This is a genomic window from Streptomyces sp. NBC_00461 (assembly GCF_036013935.1).
GTDB lineage: Bacteria > Actinomycetota > Actinomycetes > Streptomycetales > Streptomycetaceae > Streptomyces.
In genome coordinates, this window is sequence record NZ_CP107902.1 from 4,791,485 (window position 1) to 4,808,253 (window position 16,769).

Genomic DNA, 16,769 nt, shown 5'->3' on the forward strand with positions numbered 1-16,769 from the left:
AGCCCATGGCAACGACCACACCAGCCGGTGTGCGGGCTCATGCCAAGCACGGGGGAGGCTCCGCCGAGTACGCCCCGATGACGCACCGGCAGATCATGGAGGCCATCTCCGGTCTGCTGCTCGGCATGTTCGTGGCGATCCTGTCCTCCACGATCGTCACCAACGCCCTGCCGCACATCATCAGCGACCTCGGCGGCGGCCAGTCCGCCTACACCTGGGTCGTCACCGCCTCTCTGCTGGCGATGACCGCGACGACCCCCCTGTGGGGCAAGCTCGCCGACCTGTACAGCAAGAAGGCGCTCGTCCAGATAGCCCTGGTCATCTACGTCCTGGGGTCCGCCGCCGCCGGTCTGTCGCAGAACTCCGGCATGCTGATCGCCTGCCGTGTCATCCAGGGTGTCGGCGTCGGCGGTCTGTCCGCCCTCGCCCAGATCGTCATGGCGGCGATGATCTCCCCGCGTGAGCGCGGCCGTTACTCCGGCTACCTCGGCGCGACCTTCGCCGTCGCCACCGTCGGCGGCCCGCTGCTCGGCGGTGTCATCACCGACACCTCGTGGCTCGGCTGGCGCTGGTGCTTCTACGTCGGCGTCCCCTTCGCCGTCCTCGCGCTGATCGTGCTGCAGAAGACCCTGCACCTGCCCGTCGTGAAGCGGGACGTGAAGGTCGACTGGGCAGGCGCGTTCTTCGTCGCCGCCGCCGTCTCGCTGCTGCTGGTCTGGGTCACCTTCGCCGGTGACAAGTACGACTGGGTGTCCTGGCAGACGTACGCCATGGTCGGCGGCTCGATCCTGCTCGGGCTGGTCTTCGTGCTCGTGGAGTCCAAGGCACGCGAGCCGATCATCCCGCTGCGGCTGTTCCGCAACCGCACCATCACGCTGGCCTCGCTGGCCTCGCTGTTCGTCGGTGTCGCGATGTTCACCGGCACGGTCTTCTTCAGCCAGTACTTCCAGCTGGCCCGCGACAACTCCCCGACGATGTCGGGTGTGATGACCATCCCGATGATCGGCGGACTGTTCGTCTCCTCCACCGTCTCCGGGCAGTTCATCACCCGCACCGGCCGCTGGAAGGCATGGCTGGTCGGTGGCGGCGTGCTGGTGACGGCCGGCCTGGGCCTGCTCGGCACCATCCGGTACGACACGGACTACTGGAAGATGGCCATCTTCATGGCCCTGCTGGGTCTCGGCATCGGCATGATGATGCAGAACCTGGTGCTGTGCACGCAGAACCAGGTCGACCCGAGCGACCTCGGCTCGGCCAGCTCCACGGTCACCTTCTTCCGCTCCCTCGGCGGTGCGGTCGGCGTCTCCGCGCTCGGCGCGGTGATGGCCCACCGGATCACGCACTACGTCACGGACGGCATCGCCGCCCTCGACCCCAAGTACCAGGCAGCGCTGGCCGGTTCCGGCTCCTCCACCGACAGCATCCCGGACCTGGGCAAGCTCCCGGCGCCGATCCGCACCCTCATGGAGAGCGCCTACGGTCACGGCATCGCCGACGTCTTCCTGATCGCCGGCTGCCTCGCGGCCGTCGCGTTGCTGGTCACCCTGTTCATCAAGGAGGTTCCGCTGAAGACGAAGGGCGCCCTGGCGCAGGCCGCTGCCGCGGACCAGCCGCAGACCGAGCCGCAGACCGCTTCGGCCACCGCCGGGACGCCGGCTCCGGCTGCCGCCGCCGAGCACGTCCCGAGCTGGGCGGTGTCCGACACCGAGACCGCCGCCGACGGCACCCAGCGGCTCGCCGCCGTGGCCACCATCGCCCGGCCCGAGGAGTCGGCCGGTGCCGGCGGTACCCCGGTGCGCGGCTTCGTGCGCGGCGCCGAGAGCGCGCCCGTGCCGCAGGCCGCCGTCACGCTGATCTCGTTGGCGGGACGGCAGTTGGGCCGGTCGGTCGCCCAGGCCGACGGCTCCTACGCCGTGGACGCGCCGGGCACGGGTTCGTACGTCCTGATCGCCTCCGCCGACGGGTTCCAGCCGCAGGCGTCCACGGTCGTGGTGAACGGTGAGCCGGTGTCGTACGACATCCTGCTCAGCGGCACCAGCGGGCTGAGCGGTGTGGTGCGGTCCGCCGAGACCACCCTGCCCGTCAAGGACGCGATGGTCGTCGTGACCGATGTGCGCGGGGACCTGCTGGCCACGGCCGTCACCGGTGAGCAGGGCGAGTTCTCCCTCGCCGAGCTGGTGCCGGGTGCCGTGACCGTCGCGGTGAACGCCGCCGGGTACCGGCCGCGGGCCCTGCCCGTCGAGGTGGGTGGCACCGGCGTCACCCGAGTCGAGGTCGACCTCGACTCGGGCGCCCAGCTCCAGGGCGTCGTACGCGCCCCGCACGGTCCCCTCGCGGACGCCCGCGTGACGCTGGTGGACGCGGCGGGCAACGTGGTCGGCACGGCCAGGACCGGCACGGACGGGGCGTACGCCTTCACCGACCTCAACGGCGGTGAGTACACGGTCATCGCGACGGGCTATCCGCCGGTCGCGACGGCACTGACGGTGAACGGCCGCGGAGTCGACGACCACGACATCGAACTCGCCCACCCCGGCGAGTAGTTCACACTCCGGCCCGTGGTGGTACGTGCGCTCTGAGCGGAGGCGCGCCCACCACGGGCCGGTTTCTTTGAGACCAGTTGCACTGCAGGGAGAAACGGGATGGGACTGACCGCGAGGATCCGCACCAGGGACGGATGGGCCGTGTCGCACGCGGTCGTCACGGTGACCGACATGACCGGCACGCAGGTGCTGCGCGCCGAGGCGGACGCCGAGGGTGCCGTCCGCGACGCCACCGAGCTGGCCCCGGGGCCGTACACCGTCATCGTCACGGCCGTCGGATACGCGCCCGTCGCCTCCACCGCGCTGGTCACCGCGAGCGGACGGGCCGAGGTCGGGGCGGTGACGCTGGCCCGGCAGGGCTGCGCCGAGCTGCCGCCGCCCGGGCCATGGACGATCGACCCCGCGCACTCCTCGGTGGGCGCGGTCGCCCAGCACCTGGGGATCTCCAGCGTGCACGGCCGGTTCACGGACTTCACCGGGCACATCGAGATCGCCCCGGACGAGGTGGAGAAGTCGCGGGTGGAGGCGGTGATCCGGGCGACGTCCATCGACACGGGCAACGGCATGCGCGACGGCCATCTGCGCTCGCCGGACTTCCTGGACGTCGAGAGGTACCCGGAGATCACCTACCGCTCGACCGGTCTCACCTCGGCGGGGACGGACCGCTGGACGGTGCACGGCGAACTGACCCTGCACGGCGTCGTACGGCCGGTGGACCTGGACCTGGCGTATCTGGGGACCGGCGCCGACCCCTGGGGCGGAACGCGGGCGGCTTTCCGCGCCACCACCGAACTGCGGCGCGAGGACTTCGCCATGAACTACAACCAGGTCGTGCAGGCCGGCATCGCCGCCATCGGTACGACGCTGAAGGTGGAACTGGACGTCCAGGCGGTGCAGGGCGAGTCACTGCCTCAGGCGTAGGCCCAGCAGGGTCACGTGCGCCGGGCAGCCCTGGCCCTAGGCTTGCGCCATGGCACCGAACATCGCGACCAACACCCGCGTCTCCCTCGACGAGCTGCTGGACTTCGTACGACCGCGGCACCGCGCGATCCTGCTGACGCGCAGGACCGACGGGAGCGCTCAGGCCTCGCCGCTGACCTGTGGGGTCGACGATGCGGGGCGGATCGTCGTCTCGACGTACCCCGAGCGCGCGAAGACGCGCAACGCCAAGCGGGACGAGCGGGTGAGCATCCTCGTGCTCAGCGACGACTGGAACGGGCCGTGGGTGCAGGTCGACGGGACCGCCGAGGTCATCGACTCGCCGGAGTCCGTCGAGCCGCTCGTGGAGTACTTCCGGAACATCTCCGGTGAACACCCGGACTGGGACGAGTACCGGGAGGCGATGGTCAAGCAGGGCAAGTCGATCATCCGGGTCACGCCGGAGAAGTGGGGCCCGGTGGCCACCGGCGGGTTCCCGGCACGGCTGGCCCCCCAGCAGTGATCAACTCCGGGCCACCATCGCCTCGATACCCGCCACCAGCAGGTCCAGGGCGAAGGTGAAGTCCCGCTCCCGCATCTCCTGCACCGTGTCGCCGCCGCGGGCCTCCATGACGTCGGCGGACGCGTGGATGACCGCGGCGGCCTCGGGTGCCCGGGTCACCGCGCTCATCGCGTGCTGGAAGTACTCGTCCTGGCTCATGCCCGCGGCCGCGCACCGGGCGATGAAGTGGCCCTCGATGGTGCCGTAGCCGTACACGAACTGGAAGACGGCCGAGAGGGCACCCGACAGACCGTGCACGGGCAGGCCCGTGTTGCGGACGACCCGCTGGACGACGAGGGAGAAGGCCAGCGAGTTCGGGCCGATGTTGAGGAAGGTGCCGGCCAGCGGCGACAGCCAGGGGTGGCGGACCAGGAGGGTGCGGTACTCGCGGGCCAGGGCGCGCAGTTGGTCCCGCCAGTCCTCGTCGCCATCCGGATCCGGCAGGGTCAGCTCGCCGAAGGCCGCGTCCAGGGCCAGCTCCAGGAGGTCGTCCTTGGTGTCGACGTACCAGTAGACGGACATCGCGGTGACGTTCAGCTCGGCGGCCAGCCGGCGCATGGAGAACTTGGCGAGCCCCTCCGCGTCCAGGAGGCGGACGGTCACCTCGGTGATCCGTTCGCGGTCGAGCCCCGACGGCTGTCCGCCGCGACCACCCCGGCGGACCTTGCCCTCCAGCCACACACTGGTCCGCGCCGCACGCTCGGCTGCCCTCACCATTGGCGCACCTTCCTCGACTTCGGTCACTGATCAAGATGCTAGGTGGCAGCTTCCCTGCCATCAGCTACCGGGCGACCGCCATCTCCGAGTCTGCCCGCTCGGCCCTGCGCAACAACGCGGCCGCCACCAACCCACCGAGCAGCACGGCCAGCGCCCCCACCAACAGGCTGGTCCCCAGCCCTGCGGAGAACGCGTCGCTGATACGTCCCTTTTCCCGCGCCGACCCCGCGGCCGCAAGGGCTGCGGGCAACGAGGACGCGGCGACGGAAATCCCCGCCGCGAACCGGGAGTTGAGCACCGCTCCGAGCACGGCCACCCCCAGACCGTTGCCGAACTCGGCCACCGTCCCGTTGACCCCGGCCCCGCTCCCCGCCTTCTCCACGGGAATCGCGCTCATGATCGCGTGCGCCATGGCGGGGCTCGCGACCGCGCCGCCGGCGCCGATGAGCAGCAGGCCGAGCAGGGTCCCCGGATAGCCCCGGTCGGCCAGCGTGGCGATGGCGACCAGGCCCGCCGACATCAGCACCATGCCCAGGCCGATCGCGACGGGCGTGCCGAGCTTCGCCGTCCACCTCGCCGACAGGCCGGTGAAGTTGAGGGCGACGATGGTGAGCGCGAGCGGCGCGGTGCGCAGGCCCGCCTCCAGAGGGCCGTATCCCAGGACGAACTGCAGGTGCTGGGTGAGCAGGAACAGCGAGCCGCCCATGCCGAAGGCGATGAGCACCGCGCCCGCGACGGCGCCCGTGAACCGCCGGTTGCTGAAGAAGTGCAGGTCGAGCATGGGGTACGGGATCCTGCTCTCCCAGTAGGCGAACAGGGAGAGCACGACCAGCGCCACCGCCGCGCTCGCCAGTACCCGTCCCGACGTCCAGCCGTGCGACGGGCCCGAGATGATCGCGAAGACCAGCGAGCTCATGCCGATCGTGGACAGCAGGGCGCCGAACAGGTCGGGGCGGTCGCCCCGGGGGTTCTTCGACTCGGGGACCAGCGCGGCGACCGCCACCAGGCCCAGCGCCGCCACCGGCAGGTTGATCAGGAAGATCGCGCCCCACCAGAAGTGGTTCAGCATGAAGCCGCCGAGCAGCGGGCCGACCGCGAAGCCGAGGGAGTTGACGGCGGCCCAGATGCCGATCGCCTTCGGCTGCTCCTCGGGCGTGAAGATCTGCATCGCCACCGCCAGCGTGGTCGTCATCAGCAGCGCGCCGCCGACGCCCATGCCGGCGCGTGCGGCGATCAGTTGGCCCGTGGATCCGGCCAGGCCCGCCACCAGGGAGCCGGTGCCGAACAGGGCCAGTCCCGCCACCAGCATCTTCTTACGGCCGTAACGGTCGGCCGCGCTGCCCGCGGTGAGCAGCAGGCCGGACTGGACGAGGGAGTAGGCGTTGATCATCCACTGAATGTCGGACGTGGCCGCGCCCAGCTCCCGGGTGAGGGAGGGGATCGCCACGTTCAGGACGGTGTTGTCGAGCAGCACGGTGAGCTGCGCCAGACAGATGACACCGAGGATCAGCCAGCGCTGGGGGTGGCCCTGGGGTCGGCCACCAGGTCGGCTTTGGGGGGACGTCGTCATGCCATACACCGTATGGCTGGGTGCTATACGGTGTACAACGATTTACTCGGTGCCCCTCTCCCTACGTCAGCTGCTCGCCTTCTGCGTCAGGTCGTAGAAGGTGGACGAACCCGCCGTCACCTTCTTGAAGTTCTTCTCGACCCATGAGGTGATCTGCGAGGAGGTGCCGTTGCTGCTGCCGTTGCCGCCCATGCCGCCTCCGGCGCCGGACGAGATGAAGTAGTGGATCCTGCCGTCCGCCACGTACTTCTTGAACTGGGCCAGGGTGGGGGACGGGTCGGTGCCGTTGAAGCCGCCGATGGCCATCACCGGGTCGCCGGTGGAGAGCTGGTAGCTCGCCGCGTTCTGCGCGCCGATGGCCGCCGCGACCCAGGTGTACTTGGACGAGTCCGTCTCCAGCAGCTTCTTGGCCTGGGAGGAGACGCTCGCGCCGTTCAGCAGACCGCCGACGCCAGCGCCGCCGCCCGTGCCGTTGCCCTTCTGCCGGCTCTGGCTGTTGCCGTTCCGGCCCGGCATACCGCCGCCGGGGAAGCCGTTGCCCTGCTGGTTCTGGCCCTGGTTCTGGCCCTGCTTCTGGCCCTGCTTCTGGCCCGGCATGCCGCCGTTGCCGCCACCGAAGCCGCCCCGGCCACCGCCACCGCCACCCGGCCCGCCGCCCATCATGCTCGCGCCCGCCGGACCGGCGGTCGGGATGGACCCGGTGTGCGCGGAGTCGACCGTGCTCAGCGTGTACGCCGTCGGACCGGCCAGCGCCGCCACGATGCTCAGGGCTGCCGCGCCGAGGGCCAGCCGCCGGGTGACACGGCCCGCGAAGATCAGGCCGAGCGCACCGGCCAGACCTCCGACCAGGACCAGCCACTTCAGCCAGGGCAGGTAGGAGGAGGTGCGGTTGAGCAGGACGTAACCCCAGGCGGAGGCCGCGACGACCGCGCCCGCGAGGGTGATCGACGCCCACGTCTCGCGCCGCTTCTCCCACAGGATGCCCGCGCCCATGCCGACCACGGCGGCGATGTAGGGGGCGAGAGCGACCGTGTAGTACTGGTGGAAGATGCCGGCCATGTAGCTGAAGACGATCGCGGTGATGAGCAGCGAGCCGCCCCAGACCAGGAACGAACCGCGGGTCACGGATGTCCGCCTGAGCTTGCGGGTGGCCACCAGGCCGCCGACGAGCAGGACCAGCGCGGCCGGCAGCAGCCACGAGATCTGGCCGCCGATCTCGGAGTCGAACATCCGGTTCCAGCCGGTCTCGCCCCACATGCCGGTACCCGTGCCACCGCCACCGCCCCCGACGCTGCCGGTCTCGTCACCGCTCAGGCGGCCGAGGCCGTTGTAGCCGAAGGTCAGCTCCAGGAAGGAGTTGTTCTGCGAGCCGCCGATGTACGGGCGGGAGGACGCGGGCCACAGCTCGACGATCGCGACCCACCAGCCGCCCGCGACGACCAGCGCGACCGTCGCCGCCGCCAGCTGCCCGAACCGCTTCTTCAGCGACACCGGGGCGCACACCGCGTACGCGACGGCCAGCGACGGGAGGATCAGAAAGGCCTGCAGGGTCTTGCCGAGGAAGGCGAAACCGATCGCCACACCGGCCCACACCAGCCACTTCGTACGACCGTCCTCGACGGCGCGGACCACGAGGTAGCAGGCCACCGACATGAGCAACGCCAGCATCGCGTCCGGGTTGTTGAACCGGAACATCAGCGCCGCGACCGGGGTGAGCGCGAGCACGGCGCCCGCGATCAGGCCGGCCGCGGGGCTGAACCGGCGTCGCACGGAGGCGTAGACGACCGCGACCGTGCCGACGCCCATGAGGACCTCGGGGGTGAGGATCGCCCACGAGTTCAGCCCGAAGACGCGGACCGAGATCTCCATCGGCCACAGGAAGGCCGAGGGCTTGTCGACGGTGATCGCGTTGGCCGCGTCCAGCGACCCGAAGAACATCGCCTTCCAGGACTTGCTGCCCGCCTGGACGGCCGCCGAGTAGAAGGAGTTGGAGTAGCCGGAGGCGCTCAGGTTGTAGAGGTAGAGCAGGGCGGTCGCCAGGAGCAGGCTCCAGAACGCGGGGCGCGCCCAGCGGGGGTCCTCGGGGCGCCCGCGCCACAGTCTGCGCACGAAGGGCTGCTGGGGCTCACCCGCCCGGGGAGCCGTGGGGGCCATCGGCTCCGGTACCGCCGTGGTCACGGGTGCCGGTCCCCAGGACGAGGGGCCCTGGTCCCCCTCCTGATGGGTCGACTGGTCGTAGTGGGTGGTCATCGGGAGTCCCTCGGATCGTTGTCGGTCGGGCGCACCGGCTGCAGATGCACGGTGGCGTCCTCCCAGCTGCGGTCCGCGACTTCGCCGGCGCGGAACGGGTTCGTCTGGTAGCCCTGCTGCCCGGTCGGCTGCGTGGCCGGGCGCTGCGGAAGCGGAGGCTGCGGAAGCGGAGGCTGCGGAAGCGGAGGCTGCAGAGGCAGGGGCTGCGACCCGTACGTCTGCTGCGGGAACTGCTGGTTCTGCGAGTACTGCTGGTGCTGCGGGTTCGCGGCCATGGCGTACGTCGGCGAGGACGGGTTGTGCGAGGCCACGACGGTGGACTGCCCGCCGTCGTTCCGGTCGGGGAAGACCCACGCGCGGAAGAGGAGGAAGCGCAGCACCGTCGCCGCGAGGTTGGCGGCGATGAGTACCGCCAGCTCGGTGGAGTGCCCGGGGTCGGACGTCGCCGCGTTCAGGGCGGCGAGCGAGCCGCTGGTCAGGGCGAGACCGATACCGAACACGACCAGGCCCTGCGCCTGGTGCCGGACGGCGCCGCCGCTGCCGCGTACCCCGAAGGTGAGCCGCCGGTTGGCCGCCGTGTTGGCCACGGCGGACACCAGCAGGGCGAGCGCGTTGGCGACCTGCGAGCCGCCGAACTGCCGGAAGAGGCTGTAGAGGACGAGATAGAACAGGGTCGACAGTCCGCCGACGACACAGAACCCGACGAGCTGGCGGGCCAGCCCCTTCGGTACGTCCTGGATCTCACGGTCGCGCGGGTCGTCCCCGAACGGCCGGGTGATCCGGTCCAGCGGCAGCGACCCGGTGGCCAGGGCCTTGCCCACGCGCCACACACCCTTGAGGTCCTCGGTCGCCGTCTTCACGATGTGGACGGTGGAGTCCGGGTCGTCGACCCAGTCGACAGGCACTTCGTGGATACGGAGCCCCGCGCGCTCGGCGATGACCAGCATCTCGGTGTCGAAGAACCAGCCGGTGTCCTCGACCATCGGCAGCAGCACCTGCGCGACGTCACGCCGTATCGCCTTGAAGCCGCACTGCGCGTCGGAGAAGCGGGCCTGCAGCGAGCCGCGCAGGATGAGGTTGTACGCCCGGCTGATGAACTCGCGCTTGGGACCGCGTACGACGCGGGAGGAGCGGGCCAGCCGGGAGCCGATCGCCAGGTCCGAGTGGCCCGAGATCAGCGGCGCCACCAGCGGCAGCAGCGCGTTGAGGTCGGTGGAGAGGTCCACGTCCATGTAGGCGAGGATCGGCGCCTCGGAAGCGGACCACACCGTCCGCAGGGCCCGACCCCGGCCCTTCTGCTCCAGTCGGAAGTGGGAGACCTCGGGGATCTCCTCCTCCAGCCGTGCCGCCACCAGCGGGGTGGTGTCGGTCGACGCGTTGTCCGCGATCGTGATGCGGAAGGCGTACGGGAACGTGCGCTTGAGGTGGTCATGCAGTCTCAGCACACACGGCTGGAGGTCCTTCTCCTCGTTGTAGACGGGGATCACTACGTCCAGGACAGGCGTACCGGCGTCGCCGGCCGGGAGGTGCTCCCGCGCCGGCAGAGTGCCGGGAGAAGAGTCGGTTCGCATGGCGCCGACTCTGGTCAAGTGCCCTGTTGCACCCATGTGTTGGCACTGTGGTCTGCCTGTGAGTGCGACTGCCAGTTCGTTTCGGGCGCCGGGCGGGGCAGGGCCGGGGCAAGCGCCGGCACATGCACGGTGAACACCGTGCGCCCCGGGACGCTGTCCACGGTCACGGCACCGCCGTGCGCCGTCGCGACGGCCTGCACGATCGCAAGCCCGAGGCCCGTCGAGCCGGAGGCACGGGAACGCGAGGAGTCTCCGCGCGCGAACCGCTCGAAGACGTGCGGGAGCAACTCCGCTGGAATTCCCTGCCCGTTGTCCTCGACGTCCACGCACATCCAGGGGCCGCGCCGCTGGATGCGTGCGGTGATGGTCGTGCCGGGGGCGGTGTGCTTGCGTGCGTTGCCCAGCAGATTGACCAGCACCTGCTGGATCCGGGCCGCGTCCGCGGACACGAGGGCCGGTTCGTCTGGCAGGTCGAGCCGCCAGTTGTGGTCCATGCCGGCCGCCCGGGAGTCGCTGATCGTGTCGACGACCAGCGGGATGAGGTCGGTCTGCTCGAACTGAAGCGGCCGTCCGGCGTCCAACCGGGCCAGGAGGAGGAGGTCTTCGACAAGCAACGTCATCCGGCCCGCCTCGGACTCGATACGGCCGAGGGCGTGCCGCGTGTCGGGGCCGACCTGCTCTCTGCCGCGTCTGGTCAGCTCGGCGTACCCGCGGATGGACGCCAGCGGTGTCCTCAGCTCATGACTGGCGTCGGCCACGAACTGCCGTACCCGCGTCTCGCTCTGCTGACGTGAGTGCAGCGCGGCGTGGACGTGGTCCAGCATCCGGTTGAGCGCGGCGCCGACCTGACCGACCTCGGTGTGCGGATCGGTCTCGGACTCGGGAACACGTTCGGAGAGGTTCACCTCGCCGGTGTGGAGGGGGAGTTCGGAGACACGGGTCGCGGTGGCGGCGACACGGCGGAGGGGGCGGGTGGCTACGCCTACGAGGACATAGCCGGCGATCACGGCTGCGCCCAGGCCGGCGGCGGTGACGCTTACCTCGACGAGGATGAGGGTGTCGATGGTGCTGTCGGGGACCTGGGTGGGGACGGCGACGTAGTAGCTGCCGTTCTCACTGGTGACGTACTTGGCGATGTACTTGCCCAGTCCGCTGATCTCCACGGTGTGGATCCTGCCGTCCTGGGGGACGGTGTTGAGCGAGGTGCGGGCCGCTTCGCCGAGGGAGTTGGGGATCATCCCGCTGAGGTCGGTGCTCTCGTCCGACCTCTCGCCGTACTTGGCGTCGGTGATGCGGCCTTTCTGGACCTTGGCTATGACGGTGCGCTCCGGCTGGGGGCCGTGCGTGACGAACTCCGTCAGGTTGAGGGTCTGCCCGTTGTCCTTCCCGGCCGAGTTCCTGCTGTCAGGGGCCGAGTACCTGCTGCCGAGAGCCGAACTCTTGCTGTCGGGGGCGCCGCCGAGCGGTCCGCCAAAACCTGCCGCACGCCCGGAGACCTGATTCAGCTGTTCGTTCAGCTGGCCGTACAGATGTGACCGCAACGCCAACGTCGTCACCGTCCCGATCACCGCACACACGGTGGCGATCAGCACCACGGAAGCGACGACGAGCCGCGCCCGCAGAGTGCGCGGCTGTCCTACTCGTCGCTTCTGCGTACGCGGGCGCCGCCGTCCGCTCATGACGCGGCAGGCTTGATCAGGTAACCGGCGCCGCGCCGGGTGTGGATCATCGGCTCACGGCCGGCGTCGATCTTCCGGCGCAGATAGGAGATGTAGAGCTCGACCACATTGGCCTGCCCACCGAAGTCGTACGACCACACACGGTCGAGGATCTGCGCCTTGCTGAGAACGCGCCGCGGGTTGCGCATCAGGAAGCGCAGCAGCTCGAACTCGGTGGCGGTGAGGTGGATGCCCTCGCCGGCCCGCGACACCTCGTGGCTGTCCTCGTCCAGCGTCAGGTCACCGACGACGAGCACGGAGTCGGAGCGCCGGTCGGCGGCACCGGACCGGCGGATCAGCCCGCGCAGCCGGGCGACGACCTCTTCGAGGCTGAACGGCTTGGTGACGTAGTCGTCGCCACCGGCGGTCAGGCCCGCGATCCGGTCCTCGACCGCGTCCTTGGCGGTGAGGAAGAGGACGGGGACGTCCGGAAGCTCGCGGCGCATCCGCCCCAGGACCGTGAGGCCGTCCATGTCGGGCAGCATCATGTCCAGGACGACGGCATCGGGCCGGAACTCGCGTGCGGTCTGGAGTGCACCCGTGCCATCCCCCGCGCTGCGGATCTGCCAGCCCTCGTAGCGAAGGGCCATGGACAGCAGCTCGGTGATCGACATCTCGTCGTCCACCACAAGCACTCGGACGGGGCTCCCGTCCGGCCTCAGCAGTTCGGTGCGCCCCTGGGGCGAGGTCGTGGTCATGTTGGAAACACTGTCGGGATCCTCTGAGAGCACGCTTTCCACAACCTGTGATTTCCCTGAGAAACGCACAGGAGCCTCTCAGGGAACCCCTGGGAAGCGCTCACCCGGGCGCATCCGCGCGGGTCGGGCCGTCATCGTGCACGGGTCGGGCCGTCATCGTGCGGGGCTGGGCGGGGTGCGGTGGAGTGCGGTGGAGTGCGGGGCGGGCGGGGCGGGCGGGGGTGATCAGGGCGTAAGCGCTGCCGGTGGGGAGCTTGGGGGTCCGGGTGGGGTGTCCCCCTGGTCTCACAGCCCGAACAGCCGCGCCCCGTTGTCATGGCAGACGGCCCGCAGCCACTCCTCCCCGAGGCCCAGCCGCTCCAGGGCGTGCAACTGATGGACGTACGGATACGGGATGTTGGGAAAGTCGCTGCCCAGCAGGATCCGGTCACCGAGGTCGGCCAGCCTGGGCAGCGCCCGCTGCGGGAACGGCGCGAACCGCTCGCTGAAGTCGGTGAACGCCATCGTCGTGTCCAGCCGCACCTCCCCGTACCGCTCGGCGAGGTCGAGGAAGTCCTCGTACTCGGGCATCCCCATGTGCGCGACGACCAGCCGGAGTTGCGGGTGCCGGGCCAGTACGCGCGCGATCGGCTCGGGCCCGGTGTGCTTGCCGGGCGCGGGCCCGGAACCGCAGTGGACGACGACCGGTGTCCCGGACTCCGCGAGCAGTCCCCATGCGGGATCGAGGAGTTCGCTCGCCGGGTCGTACGCCCCCACCTGCACATGCGCCTTGAACACCCGCGCGCCCGCCTCGATCGCCTCCCGGACGTAGGCGTCGACGCCCGGCTCCGGGAAGAGGGTCGAGGTGTGCAGACAGTCGGGTGTGCGACGGGCGAAGTCGACCGCCCAGCCGTTGAGCCACTGGGCCATGCCGGGCTTGTGCGGGTAGAGCATGGCGGTGAAGCGACGCACGCCGAACTCCCGGATCAGCGCGACCCGTTCGTCCTCCTCCTTGCGGTAGGTGATCGGCCATTCGACGCCGCCGGTCAGCGGGCCGAGCGAGTCGAAGTAGCCCCAGACCTTGCGCAGCACACGCTCCGGCATGAAGTGCGTGTGCACATCGACGAGCCCCGGCACCCCGAGCCGCTCCCAGAACTCCCGGACCTCCGCTGTCTCCGTCATGCGCCCTCTCGAACCGGGATCCAAGGAGGATCCACTCCCTCAGAACAGACCGTCCTGCACTCCTGCCGTCTGACCGAACTCCCGCACCGGAAGCGCCACTTTGTCGTCGCCCCCGGCCGGGACGATCTCCCACCCTGCCATCAGCCGGGTGTCCAGCACGACCACCCCGCGCCCCGTCGCAAGATGCAGGTCCGGGCCGGCGGCCGCCAGCAGCTCGCCCCCGACCGAGCCGCCCGCGACCAGCTCGCTCACCGCTCCGGCCGCACTCGGCAACCCTGCCAACCCGAATGCCCCGACATGGTCCACGACCTCGCATCTCTCCCGCGCCAGCGACTCCGGCCACTCGGCCAGCTCCACGGCCCGCGCATGCAGCGCCACGATCTCGGCCGCCCGCTCCGCGTCCGACGCCGGCAACCGGGACCGCACCGCCCGCTTCTCCGCGTACGGAATCCGGTCAGGCACCCGGAGCGCGGCGCGCAGCATCTCCTCGGTGCGTCGGGCCGCCATCAGCGGTCCCAGGCCCAACCAGCCGAAGCACACGGCGCCCTGCTCAAGCAGCCGCGCCGAGCCCCGCTCCTCAGCCGTGATCCCGACCTTGACCAGGCCGGGACCGAACCACGCCAGATATACGTGGTACGGCCGCGGGTCGTCCGCGATCGTGTCGGCGGCCACGGAGTGCGCCCGGTCCAGCCGCGCACACTCCTCGCACCGCGCCCCCGTGGTCCGCCCCGGCACGACCGCCCGGACCGGACACGCATGTCCCCGCGCTCCCACACATGTCCGCACACCCCCGTCCGCGACCCCGAAGGCCACGCGTTTCCCCCAGGTCAGCGCAGTGCGCCGCCCACCGTCCCACGCCAGCACGGGACCACCCGCCGCCCACCGCAGCCCCGTGCACTTCCATGCCTGTGCCATCGCTCCCGAGAGTAGAGGGCACCACTGACAACGGGGTATGGCCGGGCGGTTCACCGAGGCCAGCGACGTCAGCGCCGAGGACGTCAGCGACATCGGCGACGACAGCGACCGAATGCGCCGTCCGGACTCACCGGCCGGATTCACCGACCGGATTCACCGGCCGAGGCCGCGGCCGAGCGCACTGGCTGCGGACTGTCTGGAGGAGCACTGCAGGACGGAGTGACGTCCCCGGCGGTGTCGACTTCCTTTGGTAGAGCCAGCCCTACCCTGACTCGGTAGCACACCCCATCGTTCCGGCGAGCGGCTGACGGGATCGTTGACTCAAGTCCCGCTCCCCGGAAGGAATCCCGCGATGCAGCCGCAACTCTCCGCACAGGACGTACGGCACGCCTCGGCGGCTCCCGGCCCTTTCGGCTCCTTCGTACGGTTCGTGGTGTGCGGCGGCGGTGTCGGTGTGCTCTCCAGCGGCGCGGTCCCGCTGATGGCACTGCTGATGCCGTGGGCGGCGGCCAACGCGGTGATCACCGTCGCCTCCACCCTCCTGTGCACGGAGCTGCACGCCCGGTTCACCTTCGGCACGGGACGCCGGCCCGGCCGTCGCGAGCACTGGCAGTCGGCCGGATCCGCCGCGGCCGCCTACGTCGTGACCTGCGCCGCCGTGCTCCTCCTCCACGCGGTGCAGTCGTCCCCCTCGGTCCTGACCGCCCAACTCGTCTACCTCGGAGCGTCCGCCCTCGCCGGCACGGGCCGCTTCCTGGTCCTGCGCGTGTTCGTCTTCGCGACGGGCGGCCGGGGCCACGGGGCCGGTGCGATCACGAAGCGCCCGCGCACCAGCTGGTTCGCGTCGGCGGCCACGCCGTCCCACGCCCTGCCGCAGACGTCGTGACCCGGGGGACAGACGCCCTCCAGGGGTGCTACCCAAGAGGGTCCAGGGGGAGGACAGCCCCCTCCGGGTACAGCCAGGTGCACCCTCGTTCGGGTGGGTCGCTTCATGGCGGCGCCGAGGAGGCGGCGGCATCGTAGAACCCAACGGATCCCACACATTGAACCGCTCCCCGAAGGGAAACCGCATGAAGCCGCAGCGCCCCACCCAGCCGGGAACCAGCCCGAGCACCCGCACGAGCCCTCACGCCGGCACCCACGCCGGCACCCCTCCAACGGCCCCTCACGAGAGCGAACTCACCCCTCTCCTCACCGCCTGGGACCTGGCCCACCCGGGCCTTTCCGACCCCGAGTGGCGGCACGTCCTGGACGAGATCGCCCACCCTCGCACCACACGGGCGTTCCACCGCCTCGCCGAGGCGGCGGCTTGAGCCCGTACGCCCGGCCGGGCCCCGCCCCGGCCGACATGAACCACCGCTGCAGCCCAGACACAAGAGGCCCCGGGAAGATCCCCCGGGGCCTTTGACTGTCCGCACCCCGAAGATCTCCGCGTCTCGAAGCCCCCTGTGCCTCGAAGACGTCCACGCCTCGAAGTCACAGGATAATCACTTCTCTCACACAACCTCCACACATCACGCTCCCCACCCCTACGGTCATTTCACCTGAAACACCATGGGGGACGAGATGACCAACCCGTACACCGCGCCCATACCGCCGGCACCCCGCCCGCCCGACACCCGCCCCCTGCGCAAGCGCCCCCGCGTGTGGTTGGGCGGCGCAGGCCTCTTCGTCGCAGGCGCGATCATCGCGGCCGGCGGGAGCGGTGGGAACGGCGGACAGCAGTCCGTCGAAGCCAAGGTCAAGCCCGCGACGACCATCACCGCGACCGTGACGGCCACGCCCGAGCCCGGCCCGACCGTCACCGAGACCCTCAAGGCCAAGGCGAAGCCCCGCCCCACGATCACCGTCACCAGGACAGCCGCCGCGACCACCAGGACGGCCGGCAGCAGCAGCGGCAGCAGCAACCTGGACAGCACTGGTGCCGGCACAGGCACCGGTGCCGGCACCGGCACCGGCACTTGCTCGATCGTCTCCAACGCGGGCAACTGCTATACGGCGGGACAGTTCTGCCGGAACAGCGACCACGGCTCCGTCACGACCACCGCGAGCGGCTCGACGATCAGATGCGCGTACAGCTCGAACGCCTGGCGTTGGACGTACGCCTGACGGGACGTCGACGCCGGCCTCGGCGAGGACGAGGCCA

Annotated in this window: 14 protein-coding genes; 6 read left to right on the forward strand and 8 right to left on the reverse strand. The window is 70.6% G+C overall.

Features of this window, described 5'->3' with window-relative positions:
• The first annotated feature begins 5 nt into the window (after positions 1 to 5).
• The 3 genes from OG870_RS22460 (at position 6) to OG870_RS22470 (ending at position 3,984) form a co-directional block, all read left to right on the forward strand.
• On the forward strand, positions 6 to 2,543 hold the full coding sequence (locus OG870_RS22460; RefSeq protein ID WP_266583244.1) for an MFS transporter: 2,538 nt from the start codon (positions 6 to 8) through the stop codon (positions 2,541 to 2,543).
• Positions 2,544 to 2,642: 99 nt separating this feature from the next.
• Positions 2,643 to 3,464 carry a YceI family protein gene (locus tag OG870_RS22465; RefSeq protein ID WP_266583242.1) on the forward strand — a complete coding sequence of 274 codons (822 nt, stop codon included), beginning with the start codon at positions 2,643 to 2,645 and terminating at the stop codon, positions 3,462 to 3,464.
• A 49-nt stretch (positions 3,465 to 3,513) separates the two neighbouring features.
• Positions 3,514 to 3,984, forward strand: a complete 471-nt coding sequence (locus OG870_RS22470; RefSeq protein ID WP_266583240.1) for a PPOX class F420-dependent oxidoreductase — start codon at positions 3,514 to 3,516, stop codon at positions 3,982 to 3,984.
• Here OG870_RS22470 and OG870_RS22475 read toward each other — a convergent pair whose 3' ends face one another.
• The 8 genes from OG870_RS22475 to OG870_RS22510 all read right to left on the reverse strand — a co-directional run bounded on the left by OG870_RS22475 (position 3,985) and on the right by OG870_RS22510 (position 14,623).
• Positions 3,985 to 4,740 carry a TetR/AcrR family transcriptional regulator gene (locus tag OG870_RS22475; protein WP_266517393.1) on the reverse strand — a complete coding sequence of 252 codons (756 nt, stop codon included), beginning with the start codon at positions 4,738 to 4,740 and terminating at the stop codon, positions 3,985 to 3,987. It lies immediately after the preceding gene.
• 64 nt (positions 4,741 to 4,804) lie between these two features.
• Positions 4,805 to 6,310 (reverse strand): MFS transporter, encoded by a 1,506-nt coding sequence (locus OG870_RS22480; RefSeq protein WP_266517395.1) that lies wholly within the window; start codon positions 6,308 to 6,310, stop codon positions 4,805 to 4,807.
• 66 nt (positions 6,311 to 6,376) lie between these two features.
• Positions 6,377 to 8,560, reverse strand: a complete 2,184-nt coding sequence (locus tag OG870_RS22485; protein ID WP_327691320.1) for a glycosyltransferase family 39 protein — start codon at positions 8,558 to 8,560, stop codon at positions 6,377 to 6,379.
• Positions 8,557 to 10,131, reverse strand: a complete 1,575-nt coding sequence (locus OG870_RS22490; protein ID WP_266517399.1) for a bifunctional glycosyltransferase family 2/GtrA family protein — start codon at positions 10,129 to 10,131, stop codon at positions 8,557 to 8,559. Before OG870_RS22490 ends, OG870_RS22485 begins: the two co-directional genes overlap by 4 nt.
• 14 nt (positions 10,132 to 10,145) lie before the next feature.
• Positions 10,146 to 11,810, reverse strand: coding sequence for a sensor histidine kinase (locus OG870_RS22495; RefSeq protein ID WP_266517403.1), 1,665 nt, complete (start codon positions 11,808 to 11,810; stop codon positions 10,146 to 10,148).
• Positions 11,807 to 12,547 (reverse strand): response regulator transcription factor, encoded by a 741-nt coding sequence (locus tag OG870_RS22500; RefSeq protein ID WP_266583232.1) that lies wholly within the window; start codon positions 12,545 to 12,547, stop codon positions 11,807 to 11,809. The genes OG870_RS22495 and OG870_RS22500 overlap by 4 nt, the downstream gene beginning before the upstream one ends.
• Positions 12,548 to 12,832: 285 nt before the next feature.
• Entirely contained in the window at positions 12,833 to 13,708 is an 876-nt protein-coding gene (locus OG870_RS22505; RefSeq protein ID WP_266583230.1) for an amidohydrolase family protein, read from the reverse strand.
• Positions 13,709 to 13,747: 39 nt separating this feature from the next.
• Positions 13,748 to 14,623, reverse strand: a complete 876-nt coding sequence (locus tag OG870_RS22510; protein ID WP_266517410.1) for a DUF2797 domain-containing protein — start codon at positions 14,621 to 14,623, stop codon at positions 13,748 to 13,750.
• A gap of 352 nt (positions 14,624 to 14,975) precedes the next feature.
• Here OG870_RS22510 and OG870_RS22515 point away from each other — a divergent pair, with 352 nt between their 5' ends.
• The 3 genes from OG870_RS22515 (at position 14,976) to OG870_RS22525 (ending at position 16,732) form a co-directional block, all read left to right on the forward strand.
• A complete protein-coding gene (locus OG870_RS22515) occupies positions 14,976 to 15,509 on the forward strand; it encodes a hypothetical protein (RefSeq protein ID WP_327691321.1) in 534 nt (177 codons plus the stop codon).
• Positions 15,510 to 15,693: 184 nt separating this feature from the next.
• Entirely contained in the window at positions 15,694 to 15,936 is a 243-nt protein-coding gene (locus OG870_RS22520) for a hypothetical protein (RefSeq protein ID WP_266583226.1), read from the forward strand.
• A 253-nt stretch (positions 15,937 to 16,189) separates the two neighbouring features.
• The gene (locus tag OG870_RS22525; protein ID WP_327692327.1) at positions 16,190 to 16,732 is read left to right on the forward strand and encodes a hypothetical protein; all 543 of its coding nucleotides are present in this window, start codon (positions 16,190 to 16,192) and stop codon (positions 16,730 to 16,732) included.
• Positions 16,733 to 16,769: the final 37 nt, after the last annotated feature.

Excerpts from the sequence above, each read along its gene's own strand:
- OG870_RS22505 (WP_266583230.1), bottom strand. The coding sequence starts at position 13,708 with ATGACGGAGACAGCGGAGGTCCGGGAGTTCTGGGAGCGGCTCGGGGTG.
- OG870_RS22500 (WP_266583232.1), bottom strand. The coding sequence starts at position 12,547 with ATGACCACGACCTCGCCCCAGGGGCGCACCGAACTGCTGAGGCCGGAC.
- OG870_RS22490 (WP_266517399.1), bottom strand. The coding sequence starts at position 10,131 with ATGCGAACCGACTCTTCTCCCGGCACTCTGCCGGCGCGGGAGCACCTC.
- OG870_RS22525 (WP_327692327.1), top strand. The coding sequence starts at position 16,190 with ATGACCAACCCGTACACCGCGCCCATACCGCCGGCACCCCGCCCGCCC.
- OG870_RS22515 (WP_327691321.1), top strand. The coding sequence starts at position 14,976 with ATGCAGCCGCAACTCTCCGCACAGGACGTACGGCACGCCTCGGCGGCT.
- OG870_RS22475 (WP_266517393.1), bottom strand. The coding sequence starts at position 4,740 with ATGGTGAGGGCAGCCGAGCGTGCGGCGCGGACCAGTGTGTGGCTGGAG.
- OG870_RS22495 (WP_266517403.1), bottom strand. The coding sequence starts at position 11,810 with ATGAGCGGACGGCGGCGCCCGCGTACGCAGAAGCGACGAGTAGGACAG.
- OG870_RS22510 (WP_266517410.1), bottom strand. The coding sequence starts at position 14,623 with ATGGCACAGGCATGGAAGTGCACGGGGCTGCGGTGGGCGGCGGGTGGT.
- OG870_RS22480 (WP_266517395.1), bottom strand. The coding sequence starts at position 6,310 with ATGACGACGTCCCCCCAAAGCCGACCTGGTGGCCGACCCCAGGGCCAC.
- OG870_RS22485 (WP_327691320.1), bottom strand. The coding sequence starts at position 8,560 with ATGACCACCCACTACGACCAGTCGACCCATCAGGAGGGGGACCAGGGC.
- OG870_RS22470 (WP_266583240.1), top strand. The coding sequence starts at position 3,514 with ATGGCACCGAACATCGCGACCAACACCCGCGTCTCCCTCGACGAGCTG.
- OG870_RS22520 (WP_266583226.1), top strand. The coding sequence starts at position 15,694 with ATGAAGCCGCAGCGCCCCACCCAGCCGGGAACCAGCCCGAGCACCCGC.
- OG870_RS22460 (WP_266583244.1), top strand. The coding sequence starts at position 6 with ATGGCAACGACCACACCAGCCGGTGTGCGGGCTCATGCCAAGCACGGG.
- OG870_RS22465 (WP_266583242.1), top strand. The coding sequence starts at position 2,643 with ATGGGACTGACCGCGAGGATCCGCACCAGGGACGGATGGGCCGTGTCG.